Origin of the sequence: Neorhizobium petrolearium (assembly GCF_029854435.1) — a bacterium.
Taxonomy (GTDB): Bacteria; Pseudomonadota; Alphaproteobacteria; order Rhizobiales; family Rhizobiaceae; genus Neorhizobium; species Neorhizobium petrolearium.
In genome coordinates this window covers 2363353-2383685 of record NZ_CP123000.1, presented here as the reverse complement: position 1 = coordinate 2383685, position 20333 = coordinate 2363353, and the positions used below count along the sequence as shown (strand labels likewise).

Genomic DNA, 20333 nt, shown 5'->3' with positions numbered 1-20333 from the left:
CTCTCCTCACGCTTCCGCCCGTGCGCTGTGGTCCGGCCCGAAACTGCGCCATTCGGCAGGCGGCGGCTCGAAGCCCGGCGGCCGGACAAGCGAGGGGACCTGGCGCGTGTCGATCTCGAAATGCTGGTTGCGGTGATCGATGCTCGGCACGGCGGAAATCAGCCGCTTTGTATAGGAATGCCTGGGATTTGAAAGCACCGAAGCGGCATCGCCGATCTCGACGATCTCACCGGCATAGAGGACCGCAATCCGATGTGCGATGCGTTCCACCACCGCCATGTCGTGCGAGACGAAGAGATAGGCAAGCCCATATTCGCGCTGGAGATCGACCAGCAGTTCGAGAACCTTCGCCTGCACCGAAACGTCGAGCGCCGAGACAGCTTCATCCAGCACCACCACGGAGGGATTGAGCATCAGCGCGCGGGCGATGCAGAGCCGCTGCCGCTGGCCGCCGGAGAACTGGTGCGGATAGCGCTCAAGACTGTCTTCCGGAAGACCGACGCGCTTCAGGAGCGCTTTCATCTTGTCACGCGTTTCGGCATCGACGCGGCCGCCGGCGGCGATCATTGGTTCGGCGAGAATGCTGTCGATCCTCAGCCGCGGATTGAGCGAGGCATAGGGGTTCTGGAACACCATCTGGACGCTCGGATCGGTCGCATCGGCGATGCTGCCCGTGTTGCTCGCGAAGCTGCCGCGGGTCGGCCTGACGAGGCCGAGAATGGCGCGCGCCGTGGTGGACTTGCCCGAACCGCTTTCGCCGACAATCGCCAGCGTCTCGCCGGGCATCAGGTCGAAGCCGACGTTTTCCACCGCGTGGACCGAGCCTGGCGAGCGACTGAACAGGCCGCCCGTGACCTTGAAGCGCACCGTGAGGCCATCCACTGTCAGGGCAGGGGAACTGGCCTCCTCTCGGTGAAAATCGGAACGGACGGCCCGGCCGGATTCGAAATGCGGCACGGCACTCAAGAGATGCTGCGTATAGGGATGCTGTGGCCGGTCGAGAACATCATTCAGGGAGCCTTGCTCAACCGCTTTGCCAGCCTGCATGACCATGACCTTGTCGGCAATGCCGGCAACGAGGCCAATGTCGTGCGTGATGAAGATCATCGCCATGCCGGTCTCGCGCTTCAATTCGCCGAGCAGCGCCATGATCTGCGCCTGCACGGTCACGTCGAGCGCGGTGGTTGGTTCGTCGGCGATCAAGAGGCGCGGATTGCAGGCGAGCGCGGTCGCGATCATGACGCGCTGGAGCATGCCGCCCGAGAGCTGGTTCGGGCAATATTTCAGGCGCCGGGCCGCGTCGGGAATGCGGACCCGGTCGAGCGCGTCCTTTGCGGCGGCCGTCGCCTGCCTACCGGTCAGGCCGTGGTGAAGGCGAAACGATTCCTCGATCTGCGTGCCGATGGTCAGCACCGGATTGAGCGAGGTCATCGGCTCCTGGAAGATCATGCCGATCTCCGAGCCTCTGATCTTTTCGAGCACGGGTTCGCTGGCCTGAGCGAGATCGAGGACGCTGCCGTCACGCCGTCTGAGGTTGATCGAGCCGTCGATGATGCGACCGCCTCCGAAATCGACGAGACGGTTGATGGAAAGGGCGGTCACCGATTTACCCGAGCCGCTTTCGCCGACGATCGCCAGCGTTTCTCCGGCATCGAGGTTGAAGCTGACGCCCTTGACGATCTCGTTTTTCATCGGGTCCCGCCCGAAGCCGACGCGCAGGGCCGAGACGGAGAGAAGCGGTGTCATGCAGGCCTGCTCCGCGTCTTGGGGTCGAGGATGTCGCGCAGCGCGTCGCCGAGCAGGTTGAAGCCGAGAATGCTCACCATGATCGCCAGCGCCGGGAAGATCAGCAGCCAGGGGGCCGTCTCCATCAGGTTGCGGCTGTCGGCCAGCATCAGGCCCAGCGAGGAGGCGGGCGGCTGGGTGCCGAGGCCGAGGAAGGAGAGGCCGGCTTCCGTCAGCAGCGACCAGGCCAGGGCGAGGGTGACCTGTACCGTCAATGGCGCCACGAGGTTCAGGAGAAGGTGGCGGGTCAGGATATAGTATCGGCTCGAGCCGAAGGTGCGCGCGGCATCGACGAATTCGCGCGACTTGATGGAGAGCGCCGGGCCGCGCACCACGCGGGTAAAGATCGGCGTATAGACGATCGCGATCGCCGCGACGCTCGTCCATGTGCCGGGGCCGACGATAGCGATGATCAGGAGCGCCAGCAGAATCGCCGGAAAGGCGAGCAGCACGTCCATGACGCGCATGACGAGACCATCCCAGGCCTTGCCGAACCATGCTGCGGTAAGGCCGAGCACGGTGCCGGCAAGCGTCGCAAGCGTCACCGAGCAGAAACCGACGAGGAAGGACTGGCCGACGCCTTTCATCAGCCGGCTCGCGACGTCGCGGCCGAAGAGGTCGGTACCCATCCAGTAGACAGCGTTCGGTGCATGCAGCCGGTCGATGCGGAATTGCTGCAGGGGATTGTGCGGAGTGACATCGAACATGCCGAGCAGTGCGACGACGATGTAGATCACGACGATGGTGCCGCCGATCCTGCCGCTTGCATGAGAGAAGATTGCACGCAGCATCGCCATCAGCCGCCTTCTCCGAGGCGGATGCGCGGATCGAGCGTGGCATAAAGAAGATCGACGAGCAGGTTGATCACCATGAAATTGAAGGCAATGAAGAGCACGCAGCCCTGCACCAGCGCGTAATCTCGCTGCAGAATCGCGTCGAGAACGAGGCGACCGAGGCCGGGCAGGGCATAGATCTGTTCGACAAGCACGGCGCCGCCGAGCAGGTAGCCGAATTCGACGCCACTCAGCGTGACGACCGGGATCAGGGCGTTCGGCAGTGCATGGCGCCAGATGACGCTGCGCTTCGGTACGCCTTTGCTGCGGGCCGTGCGCACATAGTCGTCGCTCAGCACATCCAGCATGGCCGAGCGCGAGATGCGGGTGACGGAGGCCGCGAAGGCAAAACCGAGCGTCACGGCCGGCAGGATCATCTGGCCGAGATTGCGCAGCGGATCCGTGAAAAGCGGTGTGAACTCTCCCATGGTCGGCAGGATGCCGAAGCCGGCCGACAGCGCATAGATGATCAACAGGCCGACCACGAAATTGGGTGTCGACTGGCCGATCATAGCGAAGATGCGAACGCCGAGATCGGACAGCTTCTCATTGCGAGTGGCTGCGAACACGCCAGCCGGCAGGCCGACGGCCAACGCGACGCACATGGACATCAGGGCGAGTTGCAGCGTCAGCGGAAAACGCTCCAGGATGACGCCGAGCACCGGCTTGCCATAGGTGACGGAAATGCCGAGATCGCCCTGGAAAACGCCGAGCAGCCAGTGCCAATATTGCACCAGGATCGGCTGATCGATGCCGAAATAGCTCGCCAGGGCGTCTCTTTGAGCCGGTGTGAGAAGGCCGGCCTCCGTGCCGAGCATGGCGGTAATCGCATCGCCCGGCACCAGACGGATCGCCACAAAGACGAGGATGGAAACTCCGAGCATGACGAGCGGAAAGGTAAGCAGCCGTCGCGTCAGGTAACTCATGGGTGGGCCAACCTCGTATTCGTCGTTGCAGGCATCAGGGCTGGATGCTGACCTTGCTCAGGCCGAACAGCGAGCCCTCCGGCGTCGGAACGAAGCCCTGAACGTTCTTCTGTTGCGCCGTATAGCTGTAGGACGTGTAGAGCCAGACCCAGGGCGATACCTCAACGAGGTGCTTCTCAAATTCTGCGAAGATTGCCTTGCGCTTGGCGGGATCGGTTTCCTCGCGTCCTTTCTGCATCAGGCTGTCCAGCGTGTCATCGATATAGTTGGCGACTTTCTGCAGATTGCCGGCCTTGGTCCAGTAGCGGTTGTACATGGAGTAGGGATCGGCACGCCCGCCGTTCAGAGCGACGGCCATATCGAAATCGCCCTTCAGCCAGGCGTCGACATAGACGTTCAGTTCCATCATCTTGATGTCGAGCTTGACGCCGATCTCTGCGAGCTGCGACTGGATGACCTGCGCTTCGGCAGCCGCCGTCGCGGGTTCGCCATTGGCGGCGATGACGGTTGCCGAGAAGCCCTCCGCAAAACCCGCGTCGGCCATCAGCTTCTTGGCCTTTTCAACGTCGCGCTTGTAGCAGAAGAGCTGGCTGGCGTCGGTCGTGTAGCCCGGCATGGTCAGCGGGCCGGTCACTTTGCCTTCGCCGACGGAGGCCGTGTCGAGGACGTCCTGGCGGTCGATCGCGCAGGAAATTGCCTGCCGGACGGCAAGTTCGTTCATCGGCTTGCGGGACGGGTTCAGTTGGAGAACGTGATAGGCCAGCACCGGGGTGCGGTTGAGCGTCAGGCTTGCTTCCTTCGGCACGAGGGTGGCGACAAGCGGATCGTTCAGAAGCGCGAAATCGATCTGCTTGGTGCGCAGGGAGGCGAGGATTGCCGTTTCGTCCGGCAGGACGCTGATGTCGATGCCGTCGACTGCCACTTTCCCGCCGGCCCAATCCTTGTTGGCGGTGAGCATTTCCTTGGAGTTGGGGGCCCACTTTTCCAGCTTGAAGGGGCCGGAACCGAGCGCTTTCGTGCCGATCGAACCGGCAGCGATCTCGGCCGCGGGAACGATGGCCGCGTTGATGCTGGCCATTGCGGTCAGAAGCGGCACATCCGGCTGCGAGAGCTTGAAGACGACCGTCTTGTCATCGGGCGTCTCAATGCTGGCGATGGACCGGAAGTTGGCGCGTGCCGCGGCGGCCGTTTTCTCGTCGAGGACACGCTCGAAGGAAGCCTTCACATCCGCGGGGGTGACCGGTTTGCCGTCCTGGAATTTGGCATTCGGGTCGAGCTTGAAGGTCAGTTCCTTGCCGTCGGCGGAAAACTGCCACGAGGCTGCAACCGCAGGAACGAGCTGCAGATCCTTGTCGAAGCGCACCAGCGGCTCGTAGATCAGTTCAAGCAGGCGGATCGAAGAAAATGCAGTCTGCTTGTGCGGATCGAGACCCGTCGCGTCCTGCGACCAGGCCATGCGCAGTGTGGCCGCCGAAGCAGGAGTGGTTACGATCGCGGTCCCCAGTGCCGCGGCGAGTGCCAGGCCGGAAACCAGTCTTGTCGAAAAAATCCTTCCCATTTCCATTCTCCCTCTCGAGATTGTTGCCTTCCGCCGATCCGCTGCAAGCGACCGCGGCCTTCATTCAGCAGCTTTACGCTGTCTTCCCATTTATTGCTTTCCGAAGGAAGCCTCCGGCATTGTTAAGCGCTGTGCGAGCCGCATCGACATCCATTCCCGTAAGCTGGATCAGGATCGCCAGCTTGACGTCATTGCCGGTCAGGTCGAGGACGCGCCGCGCCTCTTCCGGTTCACAGCCGGTCGCCTGCATGACGATACGCGCGGCGCGCGCGACGAGCTTCTGGTTGCTCGCGTGCACATCGACCATCAGGTTCTGGTAGGTCTTGCCGATGCGGATCATGCTCGCCGTCGTCAGCATGTTGAGCACGAGCTTCTGCGCCGTGCCGGATTTCAGCCGCGTGGAGCCGGTCAGGATTTCAGGCCCGACCACCGGCGAGATGGCGATATCGGCGATTGCCGCGATCACCGACACCGGATTGCAGGACAGGGCAACGGTCTTGGCTCCAATTTCCCTGGCGTAGTTCAAGGCACCGATGACATAGGGGGTACGACCGCTCACAGCGATGCCGACCACGACGTCGTCCGCAGTCAGCCCGATGTCGACAAGGTCCTGACGGCCCTGATCGGGGTCATCTTCTGCTCCTTCGACGGCGTGCTGAAGGGCATGCGTGCCGCCGGCAATCAGGCCGACGACCATGCCCTCCGGCACGCTGAAAGTTGGCGGGCATTCCGATGCATCGAGGACGCCCAGACGTCCGCTGGTGCCGGCTCCGATATAGACGAGCCGCGCGCCTTTCTGGAACGCCTTGACGATCTCATCCACGGCCTCGGCAATCTCGGGGACTACTTTTTCGACTGCGGCAGGGACGCCCTTGTCTTCCTCGTTGATCTCCCGAAGCACGTCGATCGTCGGCAGGAGATCGATATCCATGGAACGGGGGTTGCGGCCTTCCGAAACGAGTCTCTCCAGTTCGGATATCAGTCGTGCGTCCGTCATGACCCTGCTTTCGAGATCCGGCCGAGGTTTTGCATTCCGCAATATCTGCGTCCTGCCGTCTCCTCGTCGCCCTTCGTTACGTTTCGTAAACGGTTAGGATTATCCATTCCTGGAGTCAATCGAAGAATGGAATATATTATTCCATTCTGGGCGATAAATTTCAGATCGACAATGGATCGCTCAGAGCGCTTCGGCGGCCTTGCGGGCGAGGATGATGGCGCCTGATACGGCATCGCCATCGGCGGGCTTCAGGCGGCGGCGGACGTCGGGCGCCAGCCAGGGTTCGAGCGGGGTCGAAAGGCCGCCAAGCAAGGTCACGCGCGGGGCACCGAGATCGAAGAGGGTGCGTACCAGCGTGTCGATCTGTTCCGCCGCACTCTGGACGATCCGGCGGCCGACGGAATCCCCCTGGTCCGCATGGCGCATGACCATGGGCGCGAGTGCTGCATAGTCCGTCGCGGTGGCGCGATCCATCCAGGCAACGGCCTCCATGGGATCGTCATGGAAGCGTTGCATGATCTCCGTCAGAAGGGCAGTCTTCTCTATCCGACCGTCATTGGCACGAAGCGCAAGCTGGATTGCCTTCAGTCCCAGATCCGCGCCGCTACCCTCGTCGGAGATCGGAAAGCCGTAGCCGCCGATGCGCAGGTTGCGCCCTTCCACAAAGCCCAGGCCGATCGAGCCGGTACCGGCGATCACGATCGCGCCGTCGCGGCCCGAATGCGCGCCGAGGCAGGCGCTCATGCCGTCGTTGACGAAATCCAGACTGGCGAAGGGGTGAGGGATCGCCTTCAGGGCCTCGAATACATCCCTGCGGCTCGCTCCCGCCAGGCCTATGCCGACATGGGTATAGGCGATCTCATCCTGGCCGAACCCGGCCTCATCAAGGGCGGCGTTGAAGGCGCGAGATATCGATGCCCAGGCTTCCTCGATGCCGAGCCGCGTGGTGGCGGGGCCTGAGAGACCTTGACCCAAAACCGCGCCGGAACCGTCCTCGACGCGGGCTCGGCAGCCGGTGCCGCCGCCGTCGACTCCCAGGAAATAGTGCGGAGTACCCGTCATTCGCTCAGCCGCTCGATGTCGGCGCCGCAAAGGCGGAGTTTGCGATCGAGCTGTTCGTAACCACGATCGAGATGATAAACGCGGTTGACGACGGTTTCCCCCTTGGACACGAGCCCAGCGAGAACGAGAGAAACGGAGGCGCGCAGGTCTGTCGCCATGACCTGGGCACCTTTCAGCGGTGCGCCACCGCGCACCAGCGCCGTCGTGCCCTGCAGTGCTATATTGGCGCCAAGCCGCATCAGTTCAGGCACGTGCATGAACCGGCTTTCGAACACGGTTTCGCGGATCAGCGAAGCGCCTTCCGCGCAGGCAGCCAACGCCATGAATTGTGCCTGCAGGTCGGTCGGGAAGCCCGGATAGGGTTCCGTGGTGATGTCGGTCGCTCTCAAAGGTCCGTCGCGCGAGACGACGAGACCGCGGTCGCTCGGCCAGACGCTGACGCCCATGGCCTCCAGCACCTGCACGACCGAGGCCATGTTCTCCAGCCGGGCGTTGATGAGCTCCAGCATGCCGCCGGTGATTGCTGCCGCCACCGCATAGGTGCCCGCTTCGATGCGATCCGGGATGCTGTGATGCTTAGCTGGCTGCCAGCTCGTCGAGCCTTCGACGAGTATGCGATGAGTGCCGGCACCCTCAATACGTGCACCCATGGCGATGAGACAGGCGGCGAGGTCGGCGACTTCCGGCTCCCGCGCGGCATTCAGGATCTCCGTTTCACCCTTTGCAGAGGTCGCCGCCATCATTGCGGTTTCGGTGGCGCCGACGGAAGGCGAGGCGAGCACGATGCGCGCTCCCTTGAGCCCGCCTGGTGCCGAAGCGACGATCAAGCCGCTTTCTACGTCGATATCCGCACCGAGCGCTGCCAGTGCCTTGATATGCATGTCGACTGGCCGAGCGCCGATGGCGCAGCCGCCCGGCATCGACACGCGAGCATGGCCGAAGCGGGCGAGTAACGGCGCAAGGACGAGCACAGTGGCTCGCATCTTGCGCACGGTATCGTAGGAGGTCTCCTTCGAGACAATTGCCTTCGGGTCGATAATAGTGGAATGGGGGGATCGGGTTATCTCGGCGCCATGCAGGCTGACGACGCCCAGCATGTTTTCCACGTCGCTCACCAAAGGAAGGTTGGTAAGTTCAACGGGATAGGGGCTGAGCAAGGTGGCCGCTATCTGCGGCAACGCGGCATTCTTGGCACCCGCAATGCTGACGGCGCCTTCCAGTCGATGCCCCCCCACAATCCGCAATCTGTCCATGACGAAACCTGCCGAAAAGGCGCGTAGAGCCTGAGTGATCCTATCCAGTTTCCGAAACTAAACCTCCGGGCGCTTCTGTCAATCATTTGGAATTTTTTATTCCCAAGTATGATGTAATCTGTGGTAATTCATGATGCCGTCGGTGGCAGAAAGGGTGTTGCAGCGGGATGCTGCGGTGTTATCTTTCGCGGCCTGATGGACAGGGTCGGTATCGCGAGGCTTCCGAAGAACGCATGTCAATCTTAAAGAAGATCAACGCGCAGCTTGATGCCATGGCGCCGGCAGACCGGCAGATCGGCCAGTTCATTCTCGACAATCCGGACCAGATGCTGAGGCTCTCTTCCGCAGCACTTGCCGCCGAGACCGGCCGCAGCCAGTCGAGCGTGGTGAAGTTCAGCCAGAAGCTGGGTTTTGCCGGATATCAGGAGCTGAAGCTCGCCGTCAGCGAGGCAAAGGCCCAGGAATGGCATGCGCCGCCCGGCATGATCCACGGCACGATCGAGGTCGGCGACAGCTATCTCACCATCCTGCAGAAGTTGATTGGCAGCAAGATGCTGTCGATGCAGCAGACACTCGCCGTCAACAGCGAGCCGGAGATCGAGCGGGCATTGACGGCACTCGACAAGGCGCGTCGCATCCATATGGCGGGCGTTGGCGCATCCTCGCTGGTTGCGCGCGATTTCTCCTATAAGCTGATGAAGCTCGGCCGCAACGTGTTGCATGACAGCGATAGTCACGTGCAGATGGCCAATGCCTCAACGCTCGGCAAGGAAGATGTGCTCTTCGCGCTCTCCTATTCGGGCACGAGCATCGAGACGTTGCGGATCGCCGAACTGGCGAGAGAGCGGGGAGCGACCGTCATCGCGGTCACCGGTCTCGACGGCGGCCCGCTCACGCAGGTGGCCAATATCCGGCTCTATACCGTCGCGGACGAGGAGCGCGTCCGCTCGTCGTCGATCACAGTGCGCGACGCGCAACTCATGCTGACGGACCTTCTATTCATCCTGCTCGTCCAGCGTCAGCCGGATGCCAACGAATATGTCCACAACAGCGAACTCGCGGTCTCGGTTCTGAAGGCTCGGTAACGGTTCTTAAAGCGGGTCGCAATCTTTCAGATTCGCTTGAGCCGCTTTAAGCTCTTGTTTTCATGCATGTCTTTATCGCAAAACCGCTGCACACTTTTGCGCGACATGCTTTAGGCGGTGAGTCGATGCTTCACGCGCATGACCTTGAAGAAGCCGTTCGGGAAGACGCGACGGATTTCCGCCACTTCGAAATCGCCACGGCGTTCAGCCCATTCGCAAATCCGGCCAATGCGGAAGGCAGAGCTCCAGCCGACCCGGTGAACGAGCGGAGCAACCGCTTCCTCGATCGCTCCTTGAAGGCCGCGTCCGTCGCCGAGCTTGCTGGCGATAATGATCTCTCCGCCGGGCCTCAGCACGCGGGCGCACTCATCGAGCGCCCGTTCCGGATCCGGGATCAGCGTGATGACGAAAGGCAGGCAGACGACATCGAAGGACTGGTCCGCAAACTGCAGCCGGTGCGCGTCCATCACATGCAATGCGCGGACATGGAAGAGCCGGCGACGGGCAACCTTTTCGCGTGCCTTGGCGATCATGTGTTCGGACAGATCGATGCCGGTGACGTTGCACTGTTGCGGATAGTAGGACAGGGCAAGTCCGGTGCCGACGCCCACTTCGAGAATATCGCGTCCGGCTTCGCCCGCAAGTTTTGCGACCGTTCGATGTCCGTCCCTCAATAGCCCTCGATAGACCCGGTCATAAACCGGAGCCCAACGTTCATACACTTTCTGCTGATGTTCGGCACTGTTGCGGATTTCACCCAAGATCGTCCCCTCCCGATAGTCCCGATTTCGAGTAAACTCAGGAGGAAGACGATAGTTCCGCTCCGTGGATGGGCCCCGCGCTGGCATCCGCGACTGTCTGCATCATTCGGCGCGCATGGCCTCAATGAATTTTCTCGCCTTTTCTGCGACGGATGCGATGTCTGTACCGGGTTTGTAAAGGGACGATCCGATGCCGAAACCGGCCGCACCTGCCTGAACGTAGGCGGGCATGTTTTCCGGCGTCACGCCGCCGACGGCAAGCACGGGAATCTCTTTCGGCAGCACGGCCTTCCAGGCCTTGATGATCAGCGGCGGGATCGCTTCAGCCGGGAAGGCCTTGATGCCGGTGGCACCGGCTTCGATCGCAGCGAAGGCTTCGGTCGGCGTTGCTACGCCAGGGAGGCTTACCATGCCGGCCGCGCGCGCGGCCTTGATGACGGCCGGGTTCGCATTCGGAGAGATGATCACCTTCGCACCGGTTGCTGCGACATCAGTAACCTGAGCGGGGGTCAATACCGTGCCGGCACCGATCAGCGCCTTGTCGCCGAAACGCTTGACGAGCCTTTCGATACTCTTGAGGGGTTCGGGAGAGTTGAGCGGCACTTCGATGATCCGCCAACCGGCCGCGATCAGGACTTCGCCGACGCTTTCAGCCTCTTCCGGCTTGATGCCGCGCAGGATGGCAACGAGATTGCAGGCCTTGAGCGCCTCTTCGAAGGTCATGTCGGGACTCCTTGTCACTTGGCGGCTTCGGCCGCAATCAGCAGGATACCGCGCTTGGCGGCATTATCGGGGCCAGGTTCGACGGTGAGATCGAAGAGCGGCGCGACGCGGCCGTAACGACTGTTCAACACATTGTTGCCGACGATGCCGATCGTCTCGCCGGCCTTGAACCAGCCGGCGGCGCGGGCCTGGCGAAACTCCGAGCCGATGATAAGGCCGGAGACGTAATCGAGAATGTTTTCGGGCTTCAACTTGCCGTCGAGGACGCCGGTGCGGGCGCTGAAGATCGCCGAGAGGAAAGCGTCGGCAGCAGCACTGTTGCTCGCTGCGAATTCCACGCCGCGCCCGAAGCTCTGCCAGTCGGGCTCAGCGCCGGGTACGGGATCCTGCGCCTTGGCGATGAAGGAGTGCTTTGTCAGCAATGCGAAGACCTCACCGGTCGCGTAGGTCTGGAAACTGTCGATACGGCCCGCCTTGATCCGCGCCCATTTGCTGTGAGTGCCTGGAAGCACGAGCGTCCGATCGCGATCTAGGCCGAAACCGACGATCTGGGTTTCCTCGCCGCGCATGACATCCGGAAAAGGCTTCGCCGCCGGATCGCGCATCCCCGGTAGAAAGGTGATGACAGCGCCGTTCTGCAATGTCAGCTTGCGCGTGCCAGCGGCGAGTTCGGCGACGCCGCCCGGCGTGTCGACATAGGGCACCTCGACCCAGCCGTTGCGGCTGGTGATCATGCCGGTTGCCAGTACCGGCAACGGGCCGTGGGCGGAGAACCATTCGCCGACCGCCTGCATCAGCGCCGCCTCGAATGCGCCGTCTTTGACGAACTGGATGCCGCCATTCGACGATTCCCGAGTATCGAGCGTTTCACCGGTTTCCGAGACCAGCATGGCGCGCAGCGAACTCGTTCCCCAATCGAGGATGATCGAGGTCGGTGTAGGCATATCAGATTCCTCCGGAAGCGATTTTCGCCTCCTCGATAGCCTGTGCCGCATCACCCTGTCGAGAGGCGACGCGGCGAAAACCGGCAGCAATGTCGGGTGTTACGAGAGTCGCTTCAGCATCGAAAAGTTCAAGTGCGGTCTTATAGCGTCCGGCGAGCGGCGTGTGGCCGACAATGCTGATCTTTCCGGATTCGTCTTCGCCCAGCGCTTCGGCGATTTCCGCGCCGATCATGAGGCCGGCAAGGTAGTCTGCGATCTCTTCAGGTCCAAGCTCGTCGAAGAGCACGAGGCTGCGGGCAGAAAAGATACGAGCGAGAATACGGCCGGGTAGGGCGCCTTGTTCACAGGCGGTCTGAACGCCGCGACGGAAGGCGTCCGGCCGTTCCTCATAGGTCGCAGGGATGAGCCGCGAGACGAGCGAATCCTTTTTCAGCAGATCAAGGATTTCGCCGGACATATAGGTCGTAATTGCGCTGATATGGCCGCCTTCCATCGTCACCCATTTGGCATGCGGGCCTGGCAGCACGAAGAGGCCGTCCGTTTCCGTGAGCCCGAAGAGCGATATTTCCTCGCCGCGCATGACGTCGGGCAGGGGTTTCGTCTGGGCGATGCCGGGCAGAAAGACGAGCGGCGGCAGGCCCTCCACGTGATGTCGGACGGCCTGAGCGGCGAGATCGGCAGGCCCGGCCGGAACTGGTGCGAAGGGGCTTTCGATCCAGCCGTTGCGGCTGGTGACCATACCCGAAAACAGGATCATTTCCGCCTTTTCGAGCCAGTCGCCGAGTTCTTCGCGGAGTGCCGCTTCGAAAGCGCCGTTTTTAACCCTGTTCGTACCGCGCGCGCTCTTCTTTTCGCCGAGCACGGTCTTGTCGTTGAGAAGCAGCGCGCGAAAGGCGGAGGAAGTCCATTCGATGGCAATATACATGGAGGAATGATCCTATAGGCGAGCTTGAAGTCAGTAGGCGGGTTTCACCGGGAACCAGTCCCTGCGTTCCGTATCGAGGTAGGCGCCGGCAATACCGGTGACACGGTATTTTTCGAGCTCACCGACATCCACTTCGACGCCGAGCCCTGGACCTTCCGGTACCTGAAAGCGACCATTCTTCAAGGCCGGGGGATTGGGGGAGATATCCCCGCCGAGATAGGCGCGTTCCGTGTCGATGGCGATCGACATATTCGGCAGCGAGGCGGCTAAATGGATATAGGCCGATTGGGAGAGCGCGAGTTCGGCGCCGGAATGCAGCGTCACGGGAATGCCGACCGATTCACAGATTGCCGCCGCCTTGATCGTCTGCCAGAGGCCGCCCGCCTCGTGCGGGTCGAGCAGTACCACATCGGCCGCGTTCGCCCGGACGATGTTGCCGACATCGCAGAGCGTATAGGCGCTCTCATCCAGCGCAATCGGCACGGCAGATCGGGCCACCAGTGCCGCATGGCCGGCGACGTCGTCGAGTTCCAGCGGCTGTTCCACGTAGGCAGGGTCGAAGGCTTTGAGCTTTTCGAGCTGACGTTTGGCGGTCGCGGGATTCCAGGCGCCGTTGACGTCGAGCCGAAGTGGATGGTCGCCGATCACCCTTCGCGCGGTTTCCGCGAGTGTGATGTCGCTTTTCTCGTCGAAGCCAATCTTCACCTTGAAGGTCGTGTAGCCGAGATCGAGGAAGCGCTTCAGCCGTTCCGACAGGCCTTGCGGGTCGTTGGTGAAGAGATAGGCCGCAGCCTCGACATCCTGGCGCCAGCGACCGCCCCATAGGGCATACAGGGGAAGACCGGCCTGCTTGCCGAGCGCATCCCACATGGCCATTTCCATGGCGCAGATCGCCATCACTGCCGCACGCTTGTGATGATAGAAGCCGGCGCCCAGCACATGCCGGTGGAATCGCTCGGCATCAGCGACCGGATAACCGATTGCCAAGGGCGCGACGATATCCGCGAAAACGGCTGGCACATTGGCTATCAGCGAAATCGTTTCACCCCAGCCGATGATCCCTGTGTCTGTCTCGATTCGGCAGATCAACCGGGTCGTGCCGATCCGCCGGCCCGAACCCCAGAGGATATCCTCGGTGAAAGGCATACGGACCAGCCAATGGTCCACTTTGGTAATACGCACAATATCCTCCCGTCCGGGCCTCTTCAGCGGCCGCTTCAGTTTCGTTATTGACATGGAACTTAGTTCCAAGATAACTCTCTTGGCAAGAGCGAGGCGGCATGCTGTGCGTACAGGCGAGCGACGGCGCTGCTTGGGAGAGGACATGGCCAAGGTACAATTGGAGACGATCGAGAAGGATGTTGCGAACGACGCGCAGGGCGTACCTGGCGTCCAGGCGTTGACGCGTGGCATCCAGATCGTCGATGCGGTGGCGGCTGAAACCCGCGGTCTGCGCTTCACCGAACTGCTCGACCAGACCCAGTTGCCGAAGGGCACTCTGCACCGGCTGCTTCAGGCGCTTGTAGATGAGCGGCTGCTCGCTTTCGACGCGCGCGACCAGGTCTACAGATTGGCCCCGCGGCTTTTTCAGTGGGCGCATAAGGTCTGGGACAATTTCGATCTGCGCGGTGCGGCTGAACCGGAACTGGCGCGGCTTCGCGATCTTACCGGCGAGGCGATCCGCCTCGGGGTGCTGGATGGCGATAGCATTCTCTATATCGACCAGCGGGAGGTGCCGCAGCCGCTCCGCCTCAACAACGGCGTCGGTTCGCGTGCCGCGCCTCATGCGAGCGGCCTCGGCAAGGCGATCCTGGCGCATTTGTCGCTTGAAAAGCGCCGGGCGCTGCTCGACGGTATTGAGCTCGAACGCTTGACGCCGAACACGATCGTCAATCCGGAGGAACTCAGCCGACAGCTCGACCTCACCAAGGCGCGCGGCTACGCGGTTTCGGTGGACGAGCAGCATATCGGCATTTCCTCGGTCGCGGCTCCTGTCCTCAACCATCGCGGTGAGCCGATCGGCGCGATCGGCATCATCGGGCCATCGTTCCGCCTTCCCGTCGACCGACTGCACGCTTTCGGCCGCGACGTCATCGAGGCAGCACGCCGCACCTCCGGCAATTTTGGAGAATTCCCCATGTCGCTTGCGGTCAAGCCGCGCCCTCTCGGTCCCGATCGCGCCGATGTGCGCTGCGTCATTCCGGCAAGCACGTTCCTCGGCGAAGGTCCGCATTGGTCGCCGGAGCACAAGAAGCTCTATTTCGTCGATATCCTGGCGCCTGCGGTCCATATCGGCGATCCGGCTAAAGGCACCTATACCTCCATGCAGGTGCCGGAACTGATCGGCTTCGTGATCCCTCGCGCGCGCGGCGGCTTCGTTGCCGCCATGCATGGCGAGATCCGCGGTATCGATCTTGCAACCGGCGATATCACGACGATCTCGCGGCCTGAATCCGACCGCCCCGGCAATCGCTTCAACGACGGCAAATGCGATCGTCGCGGCAGGCTATGGGCCGGTACGCTGGCGATCGACACGACGCCGGACCAGGGGCGGCTCTGGAGGATCGACCCGGACGGTCGGTCACGGGAGATGGATCGCGGTTTCCACGTCTCGAACGGCCTTGGCTGGAGCCCGGACGACCGTACCTTCTACTTCACCGATACCAACCGGCAGACGGTCTATGCCTATGATTTCGATATCGAAAGCGGGGAGATCGCCAACCGCCGGACCTTTGTTACGGTGCCGGAGGCCGAGGGCAAGCCGGACGGCATGACCGTCGATGCCGAAGGTTTTCTCTGGATTGCCCATTGGGACGGGTGGTGCGTCACCCGCTACGATCCCGAGGGCAAGGTGGAGCGGGTCGTCAATCTGCCCGTGCCGCGCCCGACGAGCTGCGTTTTCGGCGGACCGGACATGCAAACCCTGTTCGTCACCTCGGCGCGCATCCGGCTTTCGGCCGCACAACTCGCGGAAGCGCCGCTTTCCGGCAGCGTGTTTGCCATCGATACCGGCATCAAGGGCCAGCCCGCGCAGATGTTTGCAGGCTGAACAGGACGACATGGGAAGAGATTGGGAAAGAGGAACCCATGGCCAAGCTTGAATTGAAGAATATCCGCAAATCCTTCGGTTCGGCAGAGGTGCTGAAGGGCATCGACCTGACCGTCGAAGACGGCGAATTCGTCGCCTTCGTTGGCCCATCCGGCTGTGGAAAATCGACGCTTTTGCGTCTCATCTGCGGCCTTGACGAGATCACGTCCGGCCAGATGGCGATCGACGGCGAGTTGGTAAACGATGTGCCGCCAGCCAAGCGCGGCATCGCCATGGTTTTCCAATCCTATGCGCTTTATCCGCACATGACGGTGGCGGAGAATATGGGGTATGCGCTGCGGCTTGCCGGCATTTCGAAAGAGGAGATTGCCGCCCGCGTCGCCAAGGCGGCTCAAAAGCTGCGTATCGACCCTTATCTGGAGCGCAAGCCACGCCAGCTTTCCGGCGGTCAGCGCCAGCGCGTCGCGATCGGCCGCGCGATCGTACGCGAGCCGCGCATCTTCCTGTTCGACGAGCCGCTGTCGAACCTCGATGCGGCGCTGCGCGTCGAGATGCGCATCGAGATCGCCCGGATGAAGGAAACCCTCGGCACGACCATGGTCTACGTCACCCATGACCAGATCGAGGCGATGACGCTCGCCGACAAGATCGTCGTCCTGAATGCCGGACGTGTCGAGCAGATCGGTTCACCGCTTAACCTCTACAACAAACCGGTCAATCGCTTCGTGGCGGGCTTCATCGGCAGTCCGAAGATGAATTTTCTGAAACTCGAAGCCAGAAAAGCCGAGGGCATCTTCAGCGTGCCAGGGGGCGACGTGCGTTTGCCGCGCAATCTCAATGCTGCGCCCACCGAAATCGGCATCCGGCCGGAGCATGTGGAACTCGTGAGCCGCGGTGCACCGGATTCGCTGGCCGGCACGGTCACCATCACCGAACATCTCGGCAGCGATACCTACGCCTATGTGGCGCTGGAAGGTTCGGAAGAGATGGTCGTGGTGCGGCTTTCCGGCGACCGGGCCGTCAACCGCAACGAGCCGATCGGCGTTCATGTCGATCCGGCGATGATCCATGTCTTTTCCGCCGATGGCCTGTCGCTTGCGTCCGCGCGTCCCGTCGCCCTGGAGGCCGCATGACCATCCACCCCGAACTCATCGAAAAGGTTCATGTCGAGGTCGCGACCTATCCGAGCCTCAGGGGCAAGGGCGTGCTGATCACCGGCGGCGGCTCGGGCATCGGCGCCTCTCTGGTCGAGCATTTCTGCGCCCAGGGCTGCAAGGTCGGCTTCCTCGAACTGAACGCCGATGTTGCGGCCGAGACGGCGGAAAAGATCGGCGGGAAGACCGGCAATGAACCGCTCTATCGTGCGGCGGATCTGCGCGACATCGATGCGCTGAAAGCGGGCGTCGAAGCGCTGCGGTCCGGGATCGGGCCGATCCGGGCTCTCATCAACAATGCCGGCAATGACGACCGCAGGCCGCTGGAGGAGGTGACGCCGGAATATTGGGATGAGCGATTCCAGACCAATCTACGCCATCAGTTTTTTGCGGCGCAGGCCGTCGTGCCTGAGATGGTCGAAACTGGGGGCGGGTCGATCATCAACATGGGCTCGATCTCCTGGATGCGCGGTGCTGCAGGTCTGATCTTCTACACGACGGCCAAATCCGCCGTCATGGGCATGACCAAATCGCTCGCTCGCGAGATCGGCACCCGCAACATCCGCGTCAATTCAATCGCGCCCGGCTGGGTGCTGACCGAGCGCCAGGTGGAGCGCGCCAAGCGTGTCTATCAGGGTAAGTTTTCCGAATACCTCGAGGTTCAGTGCCTCAAGGAGCATCTGCTGCCGCCGGATATCGCCCGTATGGCGCTCTTTCTGGCGGCGGACGATTCCCGCCTCATCACAGGGCAGACATTCATTGTGGACGGGGGCGTCGTATAGGGGAACCAAGCGGTTGCCGGCGCTCGCCGCTTGACCTTTTTTTGGTTGAAACAGAGTTCCATCATCGTTTCATTGGGAGGATCTGATGAACAGCATAACCAGACTGATCGGTACCGCGGCGATCGCGCTTGCGCTCGGTACCGGTGCCGTCAAGGCAGCCGATTTGAGCTTCATGAGCTTTACCTATGCGGAGGAGGCCAACAAGGCGATCGTGCAGGGCGTCCTGGATGATTTCCAGAAGACGGACAAGCTGACGGTCGAGCCGCTCGGCTTCGCCTGGGGCGACATGCAGAAGAACATCTTTTTGCGCGCCCGCTCCAAGACGTTACCCGATATCGCCCAGCTCTCCGAACGTTGGCTGCCGACCTTCGCAAGCCTCGACAATCTGGTCGACCTGAACACGGTCTACGGCAAGGACAAGCTCGAAGCCGCCTTCGCACCGGATGCGCTCGCCATGGGCAATATCAACGGCAAGCAGTTGGCTGTGCCGCTTCTGTCCGGTTCGATCGGCATGGTCGCCAACAAGGAAGTGCTCGCCAAAGCCGGCATCAACGAAGCGCCGAAGACCATCGACGACTTCAAAAAGGCGCTCGTTGCGGTGCGAGACAAGGTGCCGAACTCGGTCCCCTACACGATGGCGACCAAGAACAATGGTTCGATCCTGATCGACTTCATGGTCTGGAACTGGGTCCACGGTGGCCGCATTATCGATGACGCCGGCAAGGTCGTGGTCGACAGCCAGCAGAGCCGCGACGCGCTGAACTTCATGGTCAGCCTGATGAAGGATCGCCTGGCCGCTCCGGAAATCGATCGCCCGGATTCTCGCCGCCTGATGGCGCAGGGCGCCTCCGCCTTCTATCTCGACGCGCCGCAGACCCGCACCTTCCTTCGCGATTTCTCCGGTAAAGGGGAAGCATTCGACGCCAATGTCCTGCCTATGCCGACGCCGGTTCTGAAGGCGGGCGACAAGCCGGTGTCTGTTCAATGGGGCCATCTCCTGGTGCAGTTCGCGGCCGGCGGCAAAGCCAAGGCGGATGATCCGGCCGACAAGTTCCTGACGTACCTCCTTTCGGACAAGGTGCAGACGGACCTTCCGCTGAAGATGAGCGCGCTGCCGGTCACCAAGTCCGCACGCGAGGCGGTTGCCAGTGACGCCTATCTCAAGAACTGGTCGGCGGCGACGGGGGATGCCCGCCGCAACGAGGTCGGCATCTGGTCGAATGCGGCGGAGCTTACGCAGATCATCGGAGAGGAAGTGCAGGGCGCGCTGCTTGGCCAGAAGTCCATAGACGATGCTGTCAAGTCGATGCAGGCGCGTCTGACCACCAGCATGGAAAAGGCCAAGAAGTCGGAATAGTTGCCCGGGGTTTGCCCCTCACCCTAACCCTCTCCGCGACTACGGGGAGAGGGGACGTGCTCCGAGCGGCGCTGGAGAACGATGGAAACAATGCGGCATATGTCCTTCTCCCCGCGAGCGGGGAGAAGGTGGCGGCCGCCGGATGAGGGGCGCTTCATGCGCAACCCGCTGGCAGCCAGATACAAGACCAACAGGAAATGACCTCATGGCCGTGATCGAAAACAATCTCGAAGCCTATCCGGTCTCACCGCATGCGAACCGGGGAGGCTTGAAAGCCGGGCAGAGCCGGATGGGTCTCCTTTTGCTCCTGCCGGCGGCGATGGCCTTCTCGGTGGTCATCCTCTATCCGTTCCTTTCCGCGCTCGGCCTGTCGCTCTTCGAATTCACCGTCGAGATGATGGAGCCACGCTATATCGGCTTCGAGAACTTCGCGAAAATCGCGAGCGATCCGGATGTCTGGGCGGCCTTCTGGACGACGGCGATCTACGTGACGCTGACGACGCTCGGCACGCTGGTTGCCGGACTCGGCTGGGCGCTGATCATGAACCAGCCCTTTGCCGGTCGTGGCGTGTTGCGGTCGCTGTCGCTGTTGCCCTGGGTTCTGCCCTCGACGGTCAGCGCCTTCGTCTGGGGCTGGATTTTCAACGCACGCTACGGTGTGCTGAACGCCTTCCTGATGGAACTTGGCCTCATCGATTTCCCGCAGGCCTGGCTCTCAACGCCGCAAGGCGCCATGCTCGCGGTGGTGCTGACCAAGGTCTGGCTCTCCATCCCCCTCTTCATGTCCTTCTTCCTCGCCGGGCTGCAGAATCTCGACAAGGAGCAGATCGATGCGGCCAGGGTCGACGGCGCCGGAAACTTTGCAGTTCTGCGCGACCATATCCTGCCGCATCTGCGCCCGGTGCTGATCATCGTCGTGGTGCTCGGGGTGATCGGCAATCTGCAGCAGTTCGACACCGTCTACGCGCTGACCGGCGGCGGTCCTGTGCGGGCGACGACGGTGCTTTCCGTCGAGGTCTATCGCCGGGCCTTCGAGCAATGGGACATCGGTTATGCCTCCGCCGTCGGCGTGCTATGGGTCGCTTCTCTGCTGCCGCCGGCCTTCCTCTATCTGCGCATGCTTGTGAAGGGAAACTGAT

18 protein-coding genes are annotated in these 20333 nt (G+C 62.1%); 6 read left to right on the top strand and 12 right to left on the bottom strand.

Features of this window, described 5'->3' with window-relative positions; translation table 11 throughout:
- Positions 1-6: 6 nt before the first annotated feature.
- From QEO92_RS11975 to murA, 7 genes are all read right to left on the bottom strand, one after another.
- Positions 7-1746: an ABC transporter ATP-binding protein gene (locus QEO92_RS11975; protein WP_227703170.1), complete on the bottom strand. Its 1740-nt coding sequence runs from the start codon at positions 1744-1746 to the stop codon at positions 7-9.
- Positions 1743-2582, bottom strand: coding sequence for an ABC transporter permease (locus QEO92_RS11970; RefSeq protein ID WP_227703169.1), 840 nt, complete (start codon positions 2580-2582; stop codon positions 1743-1745). The genes QEO92_RS11975 and QEO92_RS11970 overlap by 4 nt, the downstream gene beginning before the upstream one ends.
- Positions 2582-3544, bottom strand: a complete 963-nt coding sequence (locus tag QEO92_RS11965) for an ABC transporter permease (protein WP_227703168.1) — start codon at positions 3542-3544, stop codon at positions 2582-2584. Before QEO92_RS11965 ends, QEO92_RS11970 begins: the two co-directional genes overlap by 1 nt.
- Before the next feature lie 34 nt (positions 3545-3578).
- Positions 3579-5102 (bottom strand): ABC transporter substrate-binding protein, encoded by a 1524-nt coding sequence (locus QEO92_RS11960; RefSeq protein WP_227703167.1) that lies wholly within the window; start codon positions 5100-5102, stop codon positions 3579-3581.
- 73 nt (positions 5103-5175) lie between these two features.
- Positions 5176-6099 carry an N-acetylmuramic acid 6-phosphate etherase gene (gene murQ / locus QEO92_RS11955; RefSeq protein WP_227703166.1) on the bottom strand — a complete coding sequence of 308 codons (924 nt, stop codon included), beginning with the start codon at positions 6097-6099 and terminating at the stop codon, positions 5176-5178.
- A gap of 180 nt (positions 6100-6279) precedes the next feature.
- Positions 6280-7161, bottom strand: a complete 882-nt coding sequence (locus QEO92_RS11950; protein ID WP_227703165.1) for a glucosamine kinase nucleotide-binding domain-containing protein — start codon at positions 7159-7161, stop codon at positions 6280-6282.
- Positions 7158-8414 (bottom strand): UDP-N-acetylglucosamine 1-carboxyvinyltransferase, encoded by a 1257-nt coding sequence (murA, locus tag QEO92_RS11945; RefSeq protein WP_227703164.1) that lies wholly within the window; start codon positions 8412-8414, stop codon positions 7158-7160. The genes QEO92_RS11950 and murA overlap by 4 nt, the downstream gene beginning before the upstream one ends.
- 233 nt (positions 8415-8647) lie before the next feature.
- On the opposite strand from murA, the gene QEO92_RS11940 reads away from it, so the two are divergent.
- The gene (locus QEO92_RS11940; protein WP_037147763.1) at positions 8648-9499 is read left to right on the top strand and encodes a MurR/RpiR family transcriptional regulator; all 852 of its coding nucleotides are present in this window, start codon (positions 8648-8650) and stop codon (positions 9497-9499) included.
- Between the two features lie 110 nt (positions 9500-9609).
- Here the strand turns inward: QEO92_RS11940 and QEO92_RS11935 are convergent, their stop codons facing one another.
- The 5 genes from QEO92_RS11935 to QEO92_RS11915 all read right to left on the bottom strand — a co-directional run bounded on the left by QEO92_RS11935 (position 9610) and on the right by QEO92_RS11915 (position 14034).
- A complete protein-coding gene (locus QEO92_RS11935) occupies positions 9610-10260 on the bottom strand; it encodes a class I SAM-dependent methyltransferase (protein ID WP_227703163.1) in 651 nt (216 codons plus the stop codon).
- 102 nt (positions 10261-10362) lie between these two features.
- Positions 10363-10983 (bottom strand): 2-dehydro-3-deoxy-6-phosphogalactonate aldolase, encoded by a 621-nt coding sequence (locus QEO92_RS11930; protein WP_227703162.1) that lies wholly within the window; start codon positions 10981-10983, stop codon positions 10363-10365.
- A gap of 14 nt (positions 10984-10997) precedes the next feature.
- The gene (locus QEO92_RS11925; RefSeq protein ID WP_227703161.1) at positions 10998-11927 is read right to left on the bottom strand and encodes a 2-dehydro-3-deoxygalactonokinase; all 930 of its coding nucleotides are present in this window, start codon (positions 11925-11927) and stop codon (positions 10998-11000) included.
- Position 11928: 1 nt separating this feature from the next.
- Complete coding sequence (locus QEO92_RS11920; protein WP_227703160.1) at positions 11929-12852, bottom strand: 2-dehydro-3-deoxygalactonokinase; 924 nt, start codon at positions 12850-12852, stop codon at positions 11929-11931.
- A 30-nt stretch (positions 12853-12882) separates the two neighbouring features.
- Entirely contained in the window at positions 12883-14034 is a 1152-nt protein-coding gene (locus QEO92_RS11915) for a mandelate racemase/muconate lactonizing enzyme family protein (RefSeq protein ID WP_227703159.1), read from the bottom strand.
- 142 nt (positions 14035-14176) lie between these two features.
- On the opposite strand from QEO92_RS11915, the gene QEO92_RS11910 reads away from it, so the two are divergent.
- The 5 genes from QEO92_RS11910 (at position 14177) to QEO92_RS11890 (ending at position 20332) form a co-directional block, all read left to right on the top strand.
- The gene (locus QEO92_RS11910; RefSeq protein WP_227703158.1) at positions 14177-15901 is read left to right on the top strand and encodes an SMP-30/gluconolactonase/LRE family protein; all 1725 of its coding nucleotides are present in this window, start codon (positions 14177-14179) and stop codon (positions 15899-15901) included.
- 38 nt (positions 15902-15939) lie between these two features.
- Positions 15940-17034: an ABC transporter ATP-binding protein gene (locus QEO92_RS11905; protein WP_227703157.1), complete on the top strand. Its 1095-nt coding sequence runs from the start codon at positions 15940-15942 to the stop codon at positions 17032-17034.
- A complete protein-coding gene (locus QEO92_RS11900; protein ID WP_227703156.1) occupies positions 17031-17837 on the top strand; it encodes an SDR family NAD(P)-dependent oxidoreductase in 807 nt (268 codons plus the stop codon). Before QEO92_RS11905 ends, QEO92_RS11900 begins: the two co-directional genes overlap by 4 nt.
- 85 nt (positions 17838-17922) lie before the next feature.
- On the top strand, positions 17923-19194 hold the full coding sequence (locus QEO92_RS11895) for an ABC transporter substrate-binding protein (protein ID WP_227703155.1): 1272 nt from the start codon (positions 17923-17925) through the stop codon (positions 19192-19194).
- 205 nt (positions 19195-19399) lie between these two features.
- On the top strand, positions 19400-20332 hold the full coding sequence (locus QEO92_RS11890) for a carbohydrate ABC transporter permease (protein ID WP_052182712.1): 933 nt from the start codon (positions 19400-19402) through the stop codon (positions 20330-20332).
- The last annotated feature ends 1 nt before the right edge of the window (position 20333 follow it).

Coding starts and splice junctions, on each gene's coding strand:
- QEO92_RS11960 (WP_227703167.1), bottom strand. CDS start 5,102: ATGGGAAGGATTTTTTCGACAAGACTGGTTTCCGGCCTGGCACTCGCC.
- QEO92_RS11965 (WP_227703168.1), bottom strand. CDS start 3,544: ATGAGTTACCTGACGCGACGGCTGCTTACCTTTCCGCTCGTCATGCTC.
- murA (WP_227703164.1), bottom strand. CDS start 8,414: ATGGACAGATTGCGGATTGTGGGGGGGCATCGACTGGAAGGCGCCGTC.
- murQ (WP_227703166.1), bottom strand. CDS start 6,099: ATGACGGACGCACGACTGATATCCGAACTGGAGAGACTCGTTTCGGAA.
- QEO92_RS11905 (WP_227703157.1), top strand. CDS start 15,940: ATGGCCAAGCTTGAATTGAAGAATATCCGCAAATCCTTCGGTTCGGCA.
- QEO92_RS11910 (WP_227703158.1), top strand. CDS start 14,177: ATGGCCAAGGTACAATTGGAGACGATCGAGAAGGATGTTGCGAACGAC.
- QEO92_RS11900 (WP_227703156.1), top strand. CDS start 17,031: ATGACCATCCACCCCGAACTCATCGAAAAGGTTCATGTCGAGGTCGCG.
- QEO92_RS11950 (WP_227703165.1), bottom strand. CDS start 7,161: ATGACGGGTACTCCGCACTATTTCCTGGGAGTCGACGGCGGCGGCACC.
- QEO92_RS11970 (WP_227703169.1), bottom strand. CDS start 2,582: ATGGCGATGCTGCGTGCAATCTTCTCTCATGCAAGCGGCAGGATCGGC.
- QEO92_RS11930 (WP_227703162.1), bottom strand. CDS start 10,983: ATGACCTTCGAAGAGGCGCTCAAGGCCTGCAATCTCGTTGCCATCCTG.
- QEO92_RS11890 (WP_052182712.1), top strand. CDS start 19,400: ATGGCCGTGATCGAAAACAATCTCGAAGCCTATCCGGTCTCACCGCAT.
- QEO92_RS11940 (WP_037147763.1), top strand. CDS start 8,648: ATGTCAATCTTAAAGAAGATCAACGCGCAGCTTGATGCCATGGCGCCG.
- QEO92_RS11920 (WP_227703160.1), bottom strand. CDS start 12,852: ATGTATATTGCCATCGAATGGACTTCCTCCGCCTTTCGCGCGCTGCTT.
- QEO92_RS11925 (WP_227703161.1), bottom strand. CDS start 11,927: ATGCCTACACCGACCTCGATCATCCTCGATTGGGGAACGAGTTCGCTG.
- QEO92_RS11895 (WP_227703155.1), top strand. CDS start 17,923: ATGAACAGCATAACCAGACTGATCGGTACCGCGGCGATCGCGCTTGCG.
- QEO92_RS11975 (WP_227703170.1), bottom strand. CDS start 1,746: ATGACACCGCTTCTCTCCGTCTCGGCCCTGCGCGTCGGCTTCGGGCGG.